The organism is Burkholderia sp. SRS-25, from assembly GCF_004343765.1.
Lineage (GTDB): Bacteria > Pseudomonadota > Gammaproteobacteria > Burkholderiales > Burkholderiaceae > Burkholderia > Burkholderia contaminans.
The window spans coordinates 104502-122307 of the sequence record NZ_PTXM01000003.1 but is presented as its reverse complement, the minus strand read 5'-3'; the positions used below and the strand labels follow the sequence as shown (position 1 = coordinate 122307).

17 protein-coding genes are annotated in these 17806 nt (G+C 67.5%); 6 read left to right on the top strand and 11 right to left on the bottom strand.

Annotated elements, in window-relative coordinates:
* Positions 1 to 28 precede the first annotated feature (28 nt).
* The 3 genes from C5O79_RS03100 to C5O79_RS03090 all read right to left on the bottom strand — a co-directional run bounded on the left by C5O79_RS03100 (position 29) and on the right by C5O79_RS03090 (position 2610).
* Complete coding sequence (locus C5O79_RS03100) at positions 29 to 346, bottom strand: hypothetical protein (protein WP_039370951.1); 318 nt, start codon at positions 344 to 346, stop codon at positions 29 to 31.
* 66 nt (positions 347 to 412) lie between these two features.
* Positions 413 to 1354, bottom strand: a complete 942-nt coding sequence (gene rsgA, locus C5O79_RS03095) for a ribosome small subunit-dependent GTPase A (RefSeq protein WP_047850520.1) — start codon at positions 1352 to 1354, stop codon at positions 413 to 415.
* The gene (locus C5O79_RS03090; RefSeq protein ID WP_046545211.1) at positions 1351 to 2610 is read right to left on the bottom strand and encodes a M48 family metallopeptidase; all 1260 of its coding nucleotides are present in this window, start codon (positions 2608 to 2610) and stop codon (positions 1351 to 1353) included. The genes rsgA and C5O79_RS03090 overlap by 4 nt, the downstream gene beginning before the upstream one ends.
* A 117-nt stretch (positions 2611 to 2727) precedes the next feature.
* On the opposite strand from C5O79_RS03090, the gene orn reads away from it, so the two are divergent.
* Complete coding sequence (gene orn, locus C5O79_RS03085; RefSeq protein WP_046545212.1) at positions 2728 to 3348, top strand: oligoribonuclease; 621 nt, start codon at positions 2728 to 2730, stop codon at positions 3346 to 3348.
* A 16-nt stretch (positions 3349 to 3364) separates the two neighbouring features.
* On the opposite strand, the gene mog is transcribed toward orn, so the two are convergent.
* Both mog and yjgA read right to left on the bottom strand, forming a co-directional pair.
* Positions 3365 to 3985 (bottom strand): molybdopterin adenylyltransferase, encoded by a 621-nt coding sequence (gene mog / locus C5O79_RS03080; protein WP_046545213.1) that lies wholly within the window; start codon positions 3983 to 3985, stop codon positions 3365 to 3367.
* Positions 3966 to 4571, bottom strand: a complete 606-nt coding sequence (gene yjgA / locus C5O79_RS03075; protein ID WP_272482667.1) for a ribosome biogenesis factor YjgA — start codon at positions 4569 to 4571, stop codon at positions 3966 to 3968. The genes mog and yjgA overlap by 20 nt, the downstream gene beginning before the upstream one ends.
* 127 nt (positions 4572 to 4698) lie before the next feature.
* Between yjgA and pmbA the strand changes: the two genes are divergently transcribed.
* The gene (pmbA, locus tag C5O79_RS03070) at positions 4699 to 6069 is read left to right on the top strand and encodes a metalloprotease PmbA (RefSeq protein WP_122473688.1); all 1371 of its coding nucleotides are present in this window, start codon (positions 4699 to 4701) and stop codon (positions 6067 to 6069) included.
* Positions 6070 to 6152: 83 nt separating this feature from the next.
* Here pmbA and C5O79_RS03065 read toward each other — a convergent pair whose 3' ends face one another.
* Together C5O79_RS03065 and C5O79_RS03060 are read right to left on the bottom strand one after the other, a co-directional pair.
* A complete protein-coding gene (locus tag C5O79_RS03065) occupies positions 6153 to 6653 on the bottom strand; it encodes a dihydrofolate reductase (RefSeq protein WP_046545215.1) in 501 nt (166 codons plus the stop codon).
* Positions 6654 to 6929: 276 nt separating this feature from the next.
* Positions 6930 to 7244, bottom strand: coding sequence for a hypothetical protein (locus C5O79_RS03060; protein ID WP_046545217.1), 315 nt, complete (start codon positions 7242 to 7244; stop codon positions 6930 to 6932).
* Positions 7245 to 7746: 502 nt separating this feature from the next.
* Here C5O79_RS03060 and C5O79_RS03045 point away from each other — a divergent pair.
* Both C5O79_RS03045 and C5O79_RS03040 read left to right on the top strand, forming a co-directional pair.
* Positions 7747 to 9144 (top strand): sigma-54 dependent transcriptional regulator, encoded by a 1398-nt coding sequence (locus tag C5O79_RS03045; protein WP_046545218.1) that lies wholly within the window; start codon positions 7747 to 7749, stop codon positions 9142 to 9144.
* Between the two features lie 41 nt (positions 9145 to 9185).
* On the top strand, positions 9186 to 10157 hold the full coding sequence (locus C5O79_RS03040; protein WP_046545219.1) for a thymidylate synthase: 972 nt from the start codon (positions 9186 to 9188) through the stop codon (positions 10155 to 10157).
* A gap of 102 nt (positions 10158 to 10259) precedes the next feature.
* On the opposite strand, the gene C5O79_RS03035 is transcribed toward C5O79_RS03040, so the two are convergent.
* Positions 10260 to 12830, bottom strand: a complete 2571-nt coding sequence (locus C5O79_RS03035; RefSeq protein WP_047851103.1) for a DUF6600 domain-containing protein — start codon at positions 12828 to 12830, stop codon at positions 10260 to 10262.
* A 162-nt stretch (positions 12831 to 12992) separates the two neighbouring features.
* Entirely contained in the window at positions 12993 to 13700 is a 708-nt protein-coding gene (locus tag C5O79_RS03030; protein ID WP_046545220.1) for a helix-turn-helix transcriptional regulator, read from the bottom strand.
* 196 nt (positions 13701 to 13896) lie between these two features.
* Here C5O79_RS03030 and C5O79_RS37985 point away from each other — a divergent pair, with 196 nt between their 5' ends.
* Both C5O79_RS37985 and C5O79_RS03020 read left to right on the top strand, forming a co-directional pair.
* On the top strand, positions 13897 to 14037 hold the full coding sequence (locus C5O79_RS37985; protein ID WP_163008963.1) for a hypothetical protein: 141 nt from the start codon (positions 13897 to 13899) through the stop codon (positions 14035 to 14037).
* A gap of 129 nt (positions 14038 to 14166) precedes the next feature.
* Positions 14167 to 14679, top strand: a complete 513-nt coding sequence (locus tag C5O79_RS03020; RefSeq protein ID WP_039370920.1) for an acyl-CoA thioesterase — start codon at positions 14167 to 14169, stop codon at positions 14677 to 14679.
* Between the two features lie 64 nt (positions 14680 to 14743).
* Here C5O79_RS03020 and fumC read toward each other — a convergent pair whose 3' ends face one another.
* Together fumC and norM are read right to left on the bottom strand one after the other, a co-directional pair.
* The gene (gene fumC / locus C5O79_RS03015) at positions 14744 to 16138 is read right to left on the bottom strand and encodes a class II fumarate hydratase (protein ID WP_047850516.1); all 1395 of its coding nucleotides are present in this window, start codon (positions 16136 to 16138) and stop codon (positions 14744 to 14746) included.
* A 155-nt stretch (positions 16139 to 16293) separates the two neighbouring features.
* Positions 16294 to 17682, bottom strand: a complete 1389-nt coding sequence (gene norM / locus C5O79_RS03010; RefSeq protein ID WP_046545222.1) for a multidrug efflux MATE transporter NorM — start codon at positions 17680 to 17682, stop codon at positions 16294 to 16296.
* Positions 17683 to 17806: the final 124 nt, after the last annotated feature.

Below are 17806 nucleotides of genomic sequence, written 5' to 3'. Positions count from 1 at the left end.
GGCTTGAAGCCGGCCTTTTTGCTGTGGGTCAGTCGTCCAGCGGATCGCGCACGGCGCCGCATTGCCAGCACGCGGTGAACTGGGCTTCGAGCGCTTCGCCGCACTGCCGGCAGCGCCACGCTGCGGCGCCGGCCGACGGGCCGTGCGACGCGGCATCGAGGAGCCGGCGCGCGAGCGCGTCGTCGCGTTCATCGTCGAGCCACAGTTCGGGCGTGCACGCGTCCGCGGGCAGGCCGCCGAGCGCGCCGGTCGCGTAGCAGTTATGCAGCTCGCAACCGATGCCGGCCACCTGAAGCACGTTGGCCCAATGCTGCGCCGTCGCGAGATCGGGTGCCTTGAAACGCATCACGGCTCCTGTCGGTGAACGCCGGCCCGCATGGTACCGGCTGGCCGCCGCGCGCGTGCCGCGCGGTCAGCGGACGATCTGGCTCGCCTCGTGCACGAGCTGCGCATACAGCGCATGCCGTGACGGCGCGATGCGGCCGTCGGCGACAGCGTCGAGAATCGCGCAGCCGGGTTCGTGCAGATGATGGCAATTATAGAAACGGCAGTCGGCCAGCAGCGGCCGGAACTCCGGAAAGGCGCGCTCGAGACGGCCTTCCGTCAGGTGGTAGAGGCCGAATTCCTGGAAGCCCGGCGAATCGATCAGCGCGCCGCCGCCCGCCAATGGGTAGAGGCGCGTGAACGTCGTCGTGTGACGGCCGCTGTTGAGCGCGGCCGAAATCTCGCGTGTGGCGGCTTCGGCATCGGGAACGAGCAGGTTCACAAGCGTCGACTTGCCCATCCCGGACTGGCCGAGCAGGATCGTCGAATGCCCGGAGAGGTGCGGCATCAGTTGTGCGCGTGCGTCGTCGGGCGAGCCCTTCACCGACAGCTCGAGCACGTCGTAACCGAGGGTGCGGTAGGGCGCGAGGCGCTCGCGCGCGACCGGCAGCGCGGCTTCGACGTCGATCTTGTTCAGCACGACGAGCGGCTTCAGCTCGTTCGCCTCGGCGGCGATCAGCGCGCGGCCGAGTAGGTCCTCGCTGAAGTAGGGCTCGGTCGCGAGTACGATCAGCAATTGATCGAGGTTGGCCGCGAACAGCTTCGACTTGAACTGGTCGGAGCGGTACAGCAGGTTGCGCCGTTCGCCGATCTCGACGATGACGCCCTGGTCGGCCGACGCGAGTTCGTACGCGACACGGTCGCCGACCGCGATATCGCTCTTCTTGCCGCGCGGGAAGCACTGCAGCATCGGGCTGCCGTCGTCGGGCGCGACGATGTAGTGGCGCCCGTGCGCCGCGATCACGCGGCCTTCGGCACGTTGCGCGCCCGACGCGCGCGGGGCCGGCTTGCGGGAGGTCGGCCGGCTCATGCGTGCTGCATCAGGCGGTCGATCCGCTGCGACGCAGGCGGATGCGAGTAGTAGAAGGCCGTGTAGACGGGGTCGGGTGTCAGCGTCGACGCGTTGTCCTCGTAGAGCTTCACGAGCGCGCTGACAAGATCCTGCGCGTCGGTCTGGCTGGCCGCGAATGCGTCGGCCTCGAATTCGTGCTTGCGCGACGTAAGGCTGCCGAACGGCGTTGCGAAGAACAGGAACACGGGAATCGCGAGGAAGAACAGCACGAGCGCGGCGCCCGCGTTGCTGGTGTCGAGCGACGGCGTGACGCCGAGCCCCGTATAAAACCACGTGCGTTGCGCGAGCCAGCCGAGCAGCGCAAGCAGCACGAGGCTCAGCACGAACGACACGAGCATCCGCTTCATCACGTGGCGGCGCTTGAAGTGGCCGAGTTCGTGCGCGAGCACGGCTTCGATTTCCTCGCCGGACAGGCGCGCGAGCAGCGTATCGAAGAACACGATCCGCTTCGATGCGCCGAAGCCCGTGAAGTACGCGTTGCCGTGCGCGGAGCGGCGGCTGCCGTCCATCACGAAGAGGCCCTTTGCCGCAAAGCCGCAGCGCTTCATCAGCGACTCGATGCGCGCGCGCAGCGCGTCGTCCTTCAAAGGCTCGAACTTGTTGAAGATCGGTGCGATGAAGGTCGGGTAGATCAGCAGGACGAGCATCTGGAACGCGACCCAGACGATCCAGGTCCACAGCCACCACAGGCTGCCGGCCTGGTTCATCAGCCACAGCACGACGAACAGCAGCGGCAGGCCGAGCGCAGCGCCGAGCAGGGAATTTTTCAGCATGTCGGTGAAGAACAGCCGCTTCGTCATCCGGTTGAAGCCGAACCGCTGTTCGATTCCGAACTGACGGTAATACTCGAACGGGACGTCGATGACGCTCGTGATCACGAGCACGGCGGCGACGAGCGCGACCTGCTGCCCGTAGCCGCGGCCGATCCAGCCGGTGAGCAGCGTGTCGAGTGCGCCGACGCCGCCGAGCAGCGTAAGGCCGACCAGCACGGCCGCGCTGACGACGATTTCCAGCATCGTCAGCCGGGTGCGCTCGACCGTATAGTCGGCCGCGCGCTGGTGGGCGGTCAGCGGGATGGTTGCGCTGAACTGCGCGGGGACGCCGTTGCGGTGCGCCGCAACGAAGCGGATCTGCCGCGACGCGAGCCACAGCTTGGTGACGACCATCGCGAGCACGGCGAGCGCGAACAGCAGGGTGAACGAAAAGGGTGACATCGAAGGCGCCAAAGGGTTCTATGCGAGAATTATATGTTCTTGCGGACCGGCCCCGCTGACGCGATGCCGGCCGCCCGGGCGGCGCCGCGCGCCGTCCGCCATTTTCCAGGATGACTCATGACCGATACCGCCGCTTCCGCCAGCCAGCCCGCGCTCGTGCGCAACGAGTTGAACCTCGTCTGGCTCGACATGGAGATGACGGGCCTCGACCCGGATAACGACCGCATCATCGAGATCGCGGTCGTCGTGACCAATTCCACACTCGACATCGCGGTGGAAGGCCCCGTGTTCGCGATCCACCAGAGCGACGAAACGCTCGCCAAGATGGACGACTGGAACAAGTCGACGCATGGCCGCTCGGGCCTGATCGACCGCGTGCGCGCATCGACCGTGACCGAGGCGGAAGCCGCCGAGCAATTGCAGGCCTTCCTCGCGCAGTATGTGTCGCCCGGCAAGTCGCCGATGTGCGGCAACTCGATCTGCCAGGACCGTCGCTTCATGGCGCGCTGGATGCCCGAATTCGAGCGGTTCTTCCACTACCGCAACCTCGATGTCAGCACGCTCAAGGAGTTGTGCCGACGCTGGCAGCCCGCGATCTACAAGGGCTTCCAGAAGCGGGCGATGCACACGGCGCTCGCGGACATCCACGAGTCGATCGACGAACTGAAGTACTACCGCGAGCATTTCCTGATTCCGGCCGCGTCGGCTTCGGCAGGCGAGTCCGCGCCGGCCGCCTGAGCGGGCCGGCATGCGCTTAGCGCGGTGCGCGCTGAGCGCTTTTCGGCCGGAACGCCGCGACCACCGCGGCGTCGGTCTCGATGTACGGGCCGCCGATCAGGTCGATGCAGTAGGGCACAGCGGCGAAGATGCCGGGCACGGTCGACTTGCCGTCGGCATCGCGCAGCCCTTCGAGCGTTTCCCGGATCGACTTCGGCTGGCCAGGCAGGTTGATGATCAGCGCCGCGTGGTCGGCCGTCTCGCGGATCACCGCGACCTGCCGCGACAGGATCGCGGTCGGCACGAAATTCAGGCTGATCTGCCGCATCTGTTCACCGAATCCCGGCATTTCCTTCGTCGCCACGGCCAGCGTGGCCTCGGGCGTCACGTCGCGGCGCGCCGGGCCCGTACCGCCGGTCGTCAGCACGAGGTCGCACCCCGCGACGTCGACGAGTTCGGCGAGCGTGGCGGAGATCGTCGGCGCGTCGTCCTGGATCAGGCGCGTTTCGGCGCGCCACGGCGACACCAGCGCGCCGGCGAGCCATTCCTGCAGTGCCGGAATGCCCTTGTCTTCGTAGACCCCCGTGCTCGCGCGGTCGCTGATCGACACGAGGCCGACGACGAGCTCGTCCGGGTGGTTACGCTTCGTCGTCGTCATGGTCGTCTCCGGCGTCGTCCGCCGCTTCGTCGTCCGCATGGGACGTGCCGCCGGCGGTCTTGATCCACTGGAACAGCTCGCGGAAATAGCGCGGCGGCTTGCCTTGCTGCGCTTCCTTGCGTGCGTTGCGGATCAGCGTGCGGCCTTCCTGGATGTCGGCTTCCGGGTGCTGGCGCAGGAATTCGGTCAGCGCGTCGTCGCTCGCCAGCAACTGTTCGCGGGTGCGTTCGATCCAGTGCAGGCGGGCCGTCGCGGCCTTGTTCACGCCGCGCTGCGCGTCGAGCGCGGTGCGCAGCGCGGCCGTCTCGTCGTCGGTCAGCGAGCGCATCACGCGGCCAACGTACTGGAGCTGGCGGCGCTTGCCTTCGTGATCGGTGATCCGGCGCGCCTCGCGCACGGCGTCGCCGAGGCTTTCGGGCATCGGCATGCGTTTCAGCGCGTCTTTCGGCAGATCGACGAGTGCCTGGCCGAGCACCTGCAACTCGTGCATCTCGCGCTTCAACTGGGATTTGCTGGGGCGATCATAGCCATTGTCGTCGTCTTCGGCGGCATGCTCGATCGGCTGGATTCGGGTTTTGCGTGTCATGGACGGCATTGTATCGCGCCGCGGACACCCCAAGCTTGTCGGTGTCCGGCCCCGGACCTTGCTATGATCGCGGGATACGCAATATTTTGAACATGCGGGCGCCCGCCCGCCACCGGATATCTAGACGATGGCAGCCAATCTCGACGTACAAGCGCGCTATTTCCCGCACACGCAGGACCAGCTCAAAGAAATCGCCTCGGACATCCTTCGCCATGCGAAGGCGCTCGGCGCGACGGACGCCGCGACCGAAATCTCCGAGGGCGACGGCCTGTCGGTGTCGGTGCGCCGCGGCGAAGTCGAAACGATCGAGCACAACCGCGACAAGATGGTCGGTGTGACCGTGTTCATCGGCAAGAAGCGCGGCAACGCGAGCACGTCGGATTTCTCGCCGGGCGCGATCAAGGATACCGTCGCCGCCGCGTACAACATCGCGCGCTTCACGGCCGAGGACGAGGCGGCCGGCCTGGCCGAAGCCGAGCTTCTCGAAACCAACCCGCGTGACCTCGACCTCTACCACCCGTGGGCGCTGTCGGCCGACGAGGCCGTCGAGCTCGCCCGCCGCGCGGAAGACGCCGCATTCGCGGTCAGCCCGCAGATCCGCAACTCGGAAGGCGCGAGCGTGTCCGCCCAGCATTCGCAGTTCGTGCTGGCCACGTCGCGCGGCTTCCTGTCCGGCTACCCGTACTCGCGTCATTACATCGCATGCGCGCCGATCGCGGGCAGCGGCCGTCACATGCAGCGCGACGACTGGTATTCGTCGAAACGCAGCGCGATCGATCTCGCGGCACCCGAAGCGGTGGGCCGTTACGCGGCCGAGCGTGCGCTCGCTCGGATGGGCGCACGCCGCCTCGATACCCGCAAGGTGCCCGTGCTGTTCGAAGCGCCGCTCGCGGCCGGCCTGCTCGGCGCGTTCGTGCAGGCGGTGAGCGGCGGTGCGTTGTACCGCAAGACGTCGTTCCTCGTCGACAGCCTCGGCAAGCCGGTGTTCGCGCCGCACATCCAGGTCGTCGAGGATCCGCACGTGCCGCGCGCGATGGGCAGCGCGCCGTTCGACGAGGAAGGCGTGCGCACGCGTGCGCGCAGCGTCGTCAAGGACGGCGTCGTCGAAGGCTACTTCCTGTCGACCTATTCGGCGCGCAAGCTCGGCACGCAGACCACCGGCAACGCGGGCGGCTCGCACAACCTCGCGCTGCGCAGCTCGAACACGCAGGCGGGCGACGATTTCGACGCGATGCTGAAGAAGCTCGGCACGGGCCTGTTGCTGACCGAGCTGATGGGGCAGGGCGTGAACTACGTGACGGGCGACTATTCGCGCGGTGCGGCGGGCTTCTGGGTCGAGAACGGCGTGATCCAGTATCCGGTCGAGGAAATCACCGTCGCGAGCACGCTGCAGGAAATGTTCCGGCATATCGTCGCGATCGGTGCCGATTCGATCGTGCGCGGCACGAAGGAAACGGGCTCGGTGCTGATCGAGCAGATGACGATCGCCGGGCAGTAAGCGGCGCACGGCATCGGCCGCCATCAAACGAAAAAGCCCGACCGGCTCGCGCCGGTCGGGCTTTTTTCATGATGCGTGACGCGTCAGCCGCGCTTGCGCTCGTAGACGACGAACGCATAGCCGAACGTATTCGGCGCGGCCGCCTGGTGCGCATCGCGCGACACTTCCTGCCACTGCGCGGCGTCGGGTGCCGGGAACGTGGCGTCACCGTCGAAGTCGGCATCGATCTCGGTGACGACCAGCTTGTCGGCGAGTGCGAGACCTTCCGTGTAGAGCTGCGCGCCGCCGATCAGGAACGCCTCGGGTACGCCGTCGCGCGCGGCGAGCGTCAGCGCATCGGCGAGCGACGTGACCGTGTCGCAGCCGTCGAAGCGACGCGTCGCGTCACGCGTGACCACGATATTGCGGCGGCCCGGCAGCGGCCGGCCGATCGACTCGTGGGTCTTGCGGCCCATCACGATCGGTGCGCCCATCGTCGTGCGCTTGAAGAAGGCGAGATCCTCGGGAAGTTTCCAGGGCAACTGGTTGTCGCGGCCGATGATGCCGTTGCGGGCACGCGCGACGATCAGGGTCAACGTCGTCATGAAGGTCGGGGGAAAGGAAAGCCGGAATGGCGCCGATTTTACCGGAACGGCGGCACGCGCCGGATCCGGGCGCGCGCATCCGCCTTTCCGAACTGCGCGCCGCGACGCTCGAGGCAATGCGTCGCGGCGACGGAATGAATAAAAAGAGTGCCCGCCGGGGGACGGAGCACAAAAAACCGTTTCGTGTTGCGAGCGCGATGATGCCGGCATCTTGTCGATGTTGTCCGGCTCGCTCAAATCAATATGTCATCCTGATTAAGTGGATCGAATCGTGCGTCACTGATGGGTACTGCCGTGCGTGGCGCCTTCCATCGCGTGCTGCACGTCGCCCGGCTGCGGCGCCGGAAGTGGCATCGGCAATTGAGGCGGTGGCGGGATCTCGTCCCACAGCGTCACCGACGTCTTGCCGGCCGGCAACGGTTGCGGTGACGACACGGTCACGATGCCGTGCTGCATGCTCGGCGCGTTTGCCGCAAGCAGCATGGCACGATCCGGATTCGTGCTTTCGTCTGCGCGTGCGGGCGCGGGCGGGCCAGCGGCCGCGACCGCAATGGTCACCGGCACGAAAGAAAGTAAAAGATGTTTTCGCATGGTCGCTGTCTCCGACGGTGTTCATGTTCAGCGAAATACATGCCATCGCGCCGGGACCGTTGTCGAGACTACGATTCGTGCTCAGGCGTTGCGAATTGTGTCGGAAAACGGCCGGAAATGTTTCAGGCCTGAAACGAGGGGGCTCGGGAATACTGCGGATTCAATCGATACGCTTCAAGGACGAAAATCGTCGCAAGTGTTGATGACAGAGCGTATCGCTGCGCCGGGGCTATGTGCAGACGATTGACATGCATCGACCTCTTGAGCGATACGGCCGCATCGCCCACCGCGCTGAAATAGGATTGTCGTATTCAGTGCCTATAACTAAGCTGTCTTGATCAAAATAACTGGACGCGAGATAAGCGCCATCATGCGAGGCTTTGTCGTCGCCACGCATCGGCATGGCGAATCGAGCCGCCTTCGGCTGACCCGATTCGATCCTTTTCGCACGTGACCTGGCGTGCACGGCAATCGTTAGACGGTTGATGAACGGGGTGAGCATATGGGCGCCGATCAGCGGCACGTGATCTACTATTCGCGCGAACCGAACGACGCGTTGCGCGGCCATTTCGACGAATGCGGTTGGCGTGTCGATCTCGCGGAGACCGTGCGAGACGTACGGCGCGTCGTGCAGCATGGTGTCGCAACGGCCGGGCTGCTCGATTTTTCGCCGGGTTTCAAGCCTTCCGACCTGCGCGAACTCGAATCCTGTCTGAGCATTCAGCACATCGGCTGGATCGCGGCGACGCGCCGCGGCCAGTTGCAGGACGTTACGCTGCGCCATCTCATTCGCGACTACTGCTTCGACTACGTGACGATGCCGTACGAGACGGCGCGGATCGTCGAGACCGTCGGCCATGCGCACGGGATGATCGCGCTGACCGAAACCGTTGCACCGCCCGTCGGCGCCGGACGCAGCGAAGGCGAAATGGTCGGGACCTGCGATGCGATGCTCGGGCTCTTCAGGACGATACGCCGCGTCGCGGCGACCGACGCGCCGGTGTTCATCTCCGGCGAATCGGGTACGGGCAAGGAGTTGACGGCGGTCGCGATTCACGAACGTTCGTCGCGCGCGCAGGCGCCTTTCATCGCGATCAATTGCGGTGCGATTCCGTCGACGCTGCTGCAGGCCGAACTGTTCGGCTATGAGCGCGGCGCGTTCACCGGCGCGAACCAGCGCAAGATCGGCCGCGTCGAGGCAGCCAACGGCGGCACCCTGTTTCTCGACGAGATCGGCGACTTGCCGCTCGAAAGCCAGGCGAGCCTGTTGCGCTTCCTGCAGGAAGGCAAGATCGAGCGGTTGGGTGCTCATGTGTCGGTGTCCGTCGACGTGCGCGTGATCTGCGCGACGCACGTGGACATGGAGGCGGCGCTGCGCGAAGGGCGGTTCCGCGAGGACCTGTTCCATCGCCTGTGCGTGCTGAAGATCGAGGAGCCGCCGCTGCGCGCGCGCGGCAAGGACATCGAGGTGCTCGCGCGCCACATGCTCGAACGTTTCAAGGGCGACGCGCATCGTCGCTTGCGCGGCTTTTCCCCTGACGCGGTCGCGTCGCTGTACGGCTATTCGTGGCCGGGCAACGTGCGCGAGCTGATCAATCGCGTGCGCCGGGCGATCGTCATGTCGGAGGGCCGGCTGATCACCGCGGCCGATCTCGAGCTGAACGACTTCGCGACGCTCGCGCCCGTGTCGCTGCTGGAGGCACGCGAGGCGGCCGAACGGCAGGCGATCGAGCAGGCGCTGTTGCGTCATCGAGGCCGTTTCGCGGATGCAGCGCGCGAGCTCGGCGTGTCGCGCGTCACGCTCTACCGGCTGATGTGCGCACACGGCATGCGCGATCGCGGCGACCCGCTGGCAGGGTTTTCGGCGCCGTTGCCGGAGCTTCCTCGCCACGCTTGCTAAAATTGGCGGGTACGGTCGCCCTCGCGGCCGAAGGAACCCGCATGAAACAGTATCTCGATCTCGTCCGTACCATTCTCGATACCGGCACCTGGCAGGAGAACCGCACGGGGATCCGCACCATCAGCATGCCGGGCGCGATGCTGCGCTTCGACCTGCAGCAAGGCTTCCCGGCCGTGACGACCAAGAAGCTCGCATTCAAGTCAGCGATCGGCGAACTGGTCGGCTTCCTGCGCGCGACGCGCAGCGCGGCCGATTTCCGCGCGCTCGGCTGCAAGGTGTGGGACGCGAACGCGAACGAGAACGCGCAATGGCTCGCGAACCCGTATCGCCAGGGCGTCGACGATCTCGGTGACGTGTACGGCGTGCAATGGCGCCAGTGGCCGGGCTACAAGGTGCTCGACGCGGGCGCCGACGCGCAGATCGCCGATGCGACGCGCCGCGGCTTCCGGATCGTTACGCGTTTCGACGAAGACGGCGCGCCGAAGGTGCTGCTGTACAAGGCGATCGACCAGTTGCGCCAGTGCCTGGACACGATCATGGAGAATCCGTCCGACCGCCGCATCCTGTTTCACGCGTGGAATCCGGCCGTGCTCGACCAGATCGCGCTGCCCGCATGCCACTTGCTGTACCAGTTCCTGCCGAATCCGACGAAGCGCGAAATCTCGCTGTGCCTGTACATCCGCAGCAACGACGTCGGCCTGGGTACGCCGTTCAACCTGACGGAAGGGGCCGCACTGCTGGAACTCGTCGGCCGGCTGACGGGCTACACGCCGCGCTGGTTCACGTACTTCATCGGCGACGCGCACATCTACGAGAACCAGCTCGACATGCTGCAGCGCCAGCTCACGCGAGAGCCGTATGACAGCCCGCGGCTCGAGATCGCCGAGCGCGTGCCGGAATACGCGAAGACGGGCGTCTATGCACCCGAGTGGCTGGAGCAGATCGAACCGTCCGATTTCTCGCTCGTCGGCTACCGCCACCATGAGCCGCTGACCGCGCCGATGGCGGTCTGATCGAGCAATCCGGGCCGCGCGGATGCATCGATCCGCACCCGGCAGGAAAAAGGCCCGACCGGCTGATCCCGGTCGGGCCTTTTTGTTTCACGTTTGCGGCGCTTACTGGCGATGCCGCTCTTCGTGACCACCTTGCGGCGGGTTGCTCGGGTGGGGCGCCTCGACGTGCGGCGCCGGTTGCGGCCGCGGCTCCATGTGCGGTGCGGGCATCGACGGGCGCGGTTCCATGCGAGGCGCCGGCTGCGGTCGCGGCTCCACACGCGGTGCGGGCTGCGGCCGCGGCTCCATGCGCGGCGCCTGCGGTTGCGGGCGCGGCACGTCATGCACGGCGGGGGCCGGCGGACGGTACTCGTTCACACGGGGCGGCGCGACTTCGCGATGCGGCGCCGGTTGTGCGAAATCGGCGTGCGGTTGCGGCGCAGGTGCCGCCCGTTCCGGTTGCGATTGCCCATGTTGGGCCGGCGACTGGAAATCGGGGCGCGGACGCGGCTGCGGAATCTGTGCCGTGTTGTCGAGCCGCGGTTGCGGCAGTGCACGCGGCGCTTCGTTCCGGCTGCCGGGCTGCGCACCCTGCGCAGTCGGCATGCCGTCCGGATGCGGGACCGCTGCGCTGCGCACCGGCGGCAGCCCATTCTGTCCTGCGGCATGCAGCGCGGTCGGCGGAGCAGGGCGCTGACGTTCCATCGGCGTGTGCGGCTGCATCCACGCGGGCGACGGCGCTTCGGCTGCGCGCGCATTGCCGATCCCGGCCTGACTGTTGTTCGCTACCGGCGGATGCGGGACGCCGTTGCCGGGCCCGAATGCCTGATGCGGCATCGCGTTGCCGGGTGCCTGCGGCACGGTGCCGTTGGCGAAACGCGGTGCGTTGGGGTTTTCGCCGTTCGCTGGTCGCGCGACATTCGGCATGCCCGGCATCGGTGTGCCCGGCCGCCCGGCCTGTACGGCGGCCGGCTGGCCTTCACGAGGCGCGCGAGCCGGTTGCACGACGGGGCCGTGCGGATTCACGAGCTGCACGTTGTGCATCGCCCACGCGCCGCCGCCCGGCTTGCCCGGTACGCGGACCGGGCGAGCCGTATAGTCGGCCGGCACGTTCGTCTTCACGACGGGTGCGCCGGCACCCGGTACGCGCCCGCCTTGCTGCGCGAGGTGGGCCGCCGCGTGGTCGCGATACGCGGCCGGCACGGCGGGGTTGCGCGTCGCGACGAACGGGTGCTGGGCAATCGCTGCAGGCGGACGGTAGCTCGCATTGCGCAGCCCGCCGGTGAAGCTTTGGCGCACCGGTGCAATGCCCGGTGTCCCCGGCGTGACGTGCGCGTTGCGCCATTGTTGCGGATCGACGTGCTGCGAGAAGTGCGCGACCGGCTGGCCGTGCACGAACGCGGAGGCCGGTACGGCCGTGATCGCGTGCGGCGCGCGGAAGTTCACGTACGTCTTGTTGATGTTGGTGATATTGGTGATGTTCGTCACGTTCACGGTCTTGTTCACGTTGACGTTGTTCACCACGATGTTGCGGTTCACACGGTCGTAGTAGTGCGGGCTCCAGCCGCCCCAGCCCGGATGCCACGGTTCGCCCGGGCCGAGCGCGAACCACGCGCAGCCGGCCGCGGCGACACCGCCCACCGTGAGCGCGACGCTCCAGTCGGGGCCGCCGCCGCCGCCCACGAATGCGACCAGTGCCGGTGCATAGACCGGCGGCTGGCTGACGACCAGCGGGCCCGGTACCCAGGCCCAGCTATCGTCCACGTACGCCCAGCGGCCATAGTGATACGGCGCGAAACCCCATGGTGCATCGTCGACCCACGTCCAGCCCCACGGTGCCTGCCAGATCCAGTGACCGTCGTGATACGGCGCCCAGTTGGCCGGCGTGTCGTTCGGCACCCATACCTGACCGTAGTTCGGGGTTTCGCGCCATGTGCCGTTCGCGTCGAGATCCTGGTAGCCGGGGATGTCGCGGGACACATAGCGGGCCGATACCGACCGCTCCTCGGCCGCGTCGCGGCTGGCGGCCCACTGGTCGAGCGGATCGGGGCCCGGGGCGGCGGATTGCTGCGCAACCTGCAGGTCGGTGCCGGTGAACACGACCTGCTGCCCGGGCGACAGCGGGTACTGGCCGTTGCTGCCGTAGACGGTCGCGCTGCCGCTGCGCACCGTGACCGTCGTGCTCGTACCGTTCGGCGCGACGTCGACGCGATAGTCGCCGGGGCCCGTGATGCCGAGCGCGAGATTCGGTGTGTCGATTTCGTACGATCCGCCGGCCGGCAGATCGCGCACGTGCGTCGATACGGTGCCGAGCCCCACTTTCAGTTGGGTCGTCGTGTCGTCGAGGTTCAGCACCGACAGGCTCGTCGATTCACCGAGCCGCACCGCGGTCGAGCCGATGTGCAGTTCCGAGCGTGCACCGGCATCGTTCCAGAGCTGGTCGCCGGTCGTCAGCGGCCGGTTCACGGCGGCATACGACCACGTGTCGGTGCCGGCCGGTTCGGTCGTCACGGCACCCGACAGGTAATTGAGCCGAGCGACACGGCTGGGTGGATCGCCGCCCGGTTGTCGTGCCGCGGCCGCATAGGGCGGCGCGCCGGCCGATTGCGCGAATGCGGGGGGCAGTGCCGCAAGCGCGACGAACGCGACCAGCGTGCAGCGGGCGGTTCGCTTGAGCATGAACAGGGTGGCCATGGTGAGCGTCTTCGTCATTATCGCGGCGCGTCGATTCGTGCCGCTGAGTTCACAATATCCGTTCGGCCTGTTTCAATGCTCGGTGTTTTGTAAGTCGAATGGCACGCGATGTAACAAAACCTGTCGATCGCGCGCCGTTGTCGTGCAGACGCAATCCGGGCGTCAAGCGGACGTAAGCCACCCGTCGAAAACCTGCTGTCCGGGCACGGTGACGCGCAGCACACGCGGCCGTGCGGCGCGCTCGATCCAGCCGTGCGCGCAGAAGCTCTCGAGCAGCGCCGCACCAAGTGCGCCGCCGAGATGCGAGCGCCGTTCGCTCCAGTCGAGGCAGCCGCACGCGAAGCGGCGCCGGCGCGTGCGCTGCTGCGCGACGTCGATGCCCCATTGCGCGAGCGCCTGGGTGCCGAGCTCGGTGGTCTCGATCGCATCGCCGTCGGCAAGCAGCCAGCCGCGCGCGGTGAGCCCGTCGAAGATGCGCACCGCGAGTTCGCCGGCCATGTGGTCGTAGCAGGTACGCGCATAGCGCAATTCGGCCGGGACCGTGCGGGACGGCGCCGGGACCGGGCGATGCGGCGCGGCTGCGCGGGCGACGTTCGCGAGCGCCTCGAGCGAGGCGGCGATGTCGGCCGATGCGATCCGGTAGTAGCGGTGCCGGCCGCGCACGTCGAGCGCGAGCAGGCCGCCCTCGGTCAAGCGCGCGAGATGGGCGCTTGCAGCCGACGGCGACAGCCCCGCGATCATCGTCAGCTCGCCTGCCGGTCGCGCGCTGCCGTCCATCAGCACCCACAGCATCGCGGCGCGCCCGGGGTCGGCGATCAGCGAGCCGATGCGGCTCAGGCCCGGAAAGTGGTGGTCGTCTTGGTCGGTCATCGTCGTGTCTCGTCAGGCGGGATGATCTTCAGTGTAGTGGGCGCGCGCATTCGATGTTTCGCTTGTGGCTGAAATGTCGGATGCAGTGGCGTGGGCATCGTCGATGCGGCGGAACCGGGCTGCGGCCGTTTGCGGCGCGCGCGTAGAATGGCCGAAAGCGGCCGCAGCGGGCGGCCGCACGTGATACGACGCAACGATGAAGACGATTTTCTGTTTGCTGGCGGCCGCGCTCGTCTGCGCGGCCTGTGCGCAGGGCGGTGCCGGCGCTGCCGGCGAGCGCGGCGGCAGCATCGAGATGTATGGAACGATCGATCAGGGCATCACGGTGCGCCGCTGACCGGTGCGGCCGTGCGCGCGCCGGGCCAATCCCCGGTAGCCGCGCCACACGGGGCGCCCCGCGACGCGTTGCCGCAGTGCAACGTATAATGGCCCGATTACAGCGCCCCTGCCGCCTGGAGCCAACAAGATGTCCCAACCGTCCCCCGTACCGGCCGCGCTCGACCGCACCGAAACCGTATTCCGCTTCCTCGCCGAGCCGTCGTCCGTGAACTTCGGCGGCAAGGTGCATGGTGGCGCGCTGATGAAGTGGATCGACGAGGTGGCCTATGCGTGCGCGGCCGTCTGGTCGAGCCGCTATTGCGTGACGGTCAGCGTCGGCAACATCCGTTTCCAGCGTCCGATCATGGTCGGCAATCTGGTCGAGCTGAAGGCGCGCGTCGTCGCGACGGGCCGCACCAGCATGCACATCCACGTGTCAGTGCATGCCGGCGATCCGAAGGGCGGCATGCTGCGCCAGACGACCGATTGCCTCGTCGTGTTCGTCGCAGTCGACGAGAACGGCAACCCGGTGCCGGTGCCGCCGTTCGTGCCCGAGACCGACGAGCAGAAGGTGCTCGCGAAATATGCGGCCGACGTGCGGGCCGCGCTCGACAAGATCGTCGAGATGAAACCGGAAGAGGTCGCGAAGGGCGCGGTCTGACCGCTGCGGGCGCCGCGCATTGCGTCGCGCTGCGCCGCGCCCGTCATCCTGCCTCTTCCTGCCGTTACTGCGATCCGATCATCTGCTCGGGACGTACCCACGCATCGAATTCCGCCTCGGTCAGGTAGCCGAGCGCGAGCGCGGCCGCCTTCAGCGTCGTGCCTTCCTTGTGCGCCTTCTTCGCGATTTGCGCCGACTTGTCGTAGCCGATGTGCGGATTGAGTGCCGTCACCAGCATCAGCGATTCGTTCAGCAGCAGGTCGATCCGCGAGCGGTTCGGCTCGATGCCCACCGCGCAGTGGTCGTTGAAGCTCTGCGCGCCGTCGGCGAGCAGCCGTACTGACTGCAGCACGTTGTGCGCGATCATCGGCCGGAACACGTTCAGCTCGAAATTGCCGCTCGCGCCGCCGACGTTGACCGCGACGTCGTTGCCGAACACCTGGCAGCACAGCATCGTCACGGCTTCCGACTGAGTCGGGTTCACCTTGCCCGGCATGATCGAGCTGCCCGGCTCGTTCTCCGGAATCGACAGCTCGCCGAGCCCGCAGCGCGGCCCGCTCGCGAGCCAGCGGACGTCGTTCGCGATCTTCATCAGGCCAGCCGCTACCGTCTTCAGCGCGCCGTGCGCGAACACCAGCGCGTCGGCGGCCGCCATCACCTCGAACTTGCTCGGTGCCGTCACGAACGGCAGTTTCGCGAGCCGGCCGATTTCATCGGCGACGCGCACCGCGAACTCCGGATGCGCGTTCAGCCCCGTGCCGACCGCGGTGCCGCCGAGCGCGAGTTCATACAGGTGCGGCAGCGCCGATTCGACGTGACGGATGCCCTGGTCGAGCTGCGCGACGTAACCGGAAAACTCCTGGCCGAGCGTGAGCGGCGTCGCGTCCTGGAGGTGCGTGCGGCCGATCTTCACGATGTCGGCGAACGCCTTCGATTTCGCATCGAGCGTCGTGCGCAGCGTGCGCAGCGCCGGCAGCAGGTGGTTGACGATCGCGTAAGCGGCCGCGACGTGCATGGCAGTCGGGAAGACGTCGTTCGACGACTGGCCGCGGTTCACGTCGTCGTTCGGATGAACCTTGCGCGCTTCGCCGCGCTCGCCGCCCATCAGTTCGCTCGCGCGATTCGCGATCACCTCGTTGAGGTTCATGTTGGTCTGCGTGCCGGAACCCGTCTGCCACACGGCGAGCGGGAATTCGCGCGGATGCTTGCCGGCGATGATCTCGTCGGCCGCGTCGATGATCGCGCGCGCCTTGTCGTCGGCCAGCACGCCGAGCGACTGGTTCACGGCCGCCGCGGCGCGCTTGACGATCGCGAGCGCGTGGATCAGCTCGGGCGACTGCTTCTCGGTCGAGATCCGGAAATTCTGCAGCGAGCGCTCGGTCTGCGCGCCCCAGAGCCGGTCGGCCGGCACGGCGATTTCGCCGAACGTATCGCGTTCCATCCGAACTGCTTCGTTCATGATCCACTCCTCCAGGAAAGGGGAAAGGCCGCGCGTGGCCGCGCGGCATCAGACGTAATCAGACGTATCGTGAGGCAGTCGCGTCGCTTGCGCGGCGTCTTGAGATCTTCAGCCGACTAGCATAGCGCCGGCTCGGATTTCGCGTCTTGTCGCGTTCAGGGCGGCGACGTCACGAGCGACGCGCTCTTCAGATGGAAGCGCCACGCCATCAGCACGGCCACGCTGGCGAGGCCGGCCGCGAGGCCCCACCAGAGGCCGCGGGCACCGAGGCCCACGTGGAATGCGAACCAGTAGCCGGTCGGAAAGCCGATGCCCCAGTAGCCGAGGGTCGCCGCGAGCATCGGGATGCGCGTGTCCTTCAGGCCGCGCAGCGCACCCGACGCGACGGTCTGCGCGCCGTCGACGATCTGGAACACCGCGGCGATGCCGAGCAGCGACGCGGCGAGCGACACAGTGGCCGCGTTGGCCGGATCGTCGAGGTTCAGGTACAGGCCGACGATCGAGTGCGGCGCGACGATCAGCACGATGCCCGACAGCGTCATGAACGCGACACCGAGGCCGAGCGCGACGAAGCCGGCATGCCGAGCGGCGACGGGCGCCCCCGCGCCGACCCAGTAGCCGACCCGCACGTTGGCGGCCTGGCCGATCGCGAGCGGCACCATGAATGCCACCGACGCGACGTTCAGCGCAATCTGGTGCGCGGCCAGCGACGTCGCGCCAAGCACGCCGATCGTCAGGCCGGTGGCGAGGAACAGCGTCGACTCGACCCCGTACGTGATCGCGACGGGCCAGCCGATGCCGATCAGTTCGCCCATCATCGGCAGCTTCGGGCGTGCGGCCGTGACGAAATGACGGAAGCGCTGGCGGCCGTGCAGCAGCCAGATCAGGGCGAATGCGGTGAGCCAGATCGTGATCGTCGTCGCGACGGCCGAACCGAGAAAGCCGAGGCGCGGCAGCCCGAACGCGCCGTGGATCAGCCCGTAGTTCAGCACGCCGTTCACGCCGACACCGCCGATCGACACCCACAGCAGCCGGCGCGCCGCGCCGATCGCCGGCAGGAACGCGCGCATCAGCCCGACGCCGATCAGGCTGCCGAGTGCGGCGAAGCGCAGGATGCCGGTGTATTCGCCGACGTGATGGGCGAGCAGCGGCGGCTCGTGGAACATCAGCAGGATCGGTTCGGACAGCGACAGCGCGAGGATGGCCGGAATCGCGAGCAGCACGGACAGCGCGAAGCCGGTCCAGTAGATGTGCGGAACGCGCTCGTCGGCCTTGGCGCCGCGCGCGTGCGCGACACTGACGCTGACCGACGACAGCACGCCTTGCAGCACGGTCACGATGACGAAGAAGAAGTTCGCGCCGAGGCCGCCCGCCGCGAGCGAATCGGGGCCGAGCGAGCCGAGCAGCACCGTGTCGGTGACGCTCATCGCCATCTGCGAGAGCTGCGCGATAGCGAGCGGCGCGGCAAGGCGCGCGGTATCGGCGGCATGACTGGACAGGGACGGCGGCGCGGCGGCCGTCCGCGTAAGACCGGAATGCGACATGGAATGGGCGCTCGCGCGGGTGCGGGCCCGCGCTATATGTATTTATTTTGAGAGACGGCTAGCTTACGGCTTTATTCGAACGGTGTCGAACGCGCGCGCCGATGGCCATGTCGCAGGCAGGGGG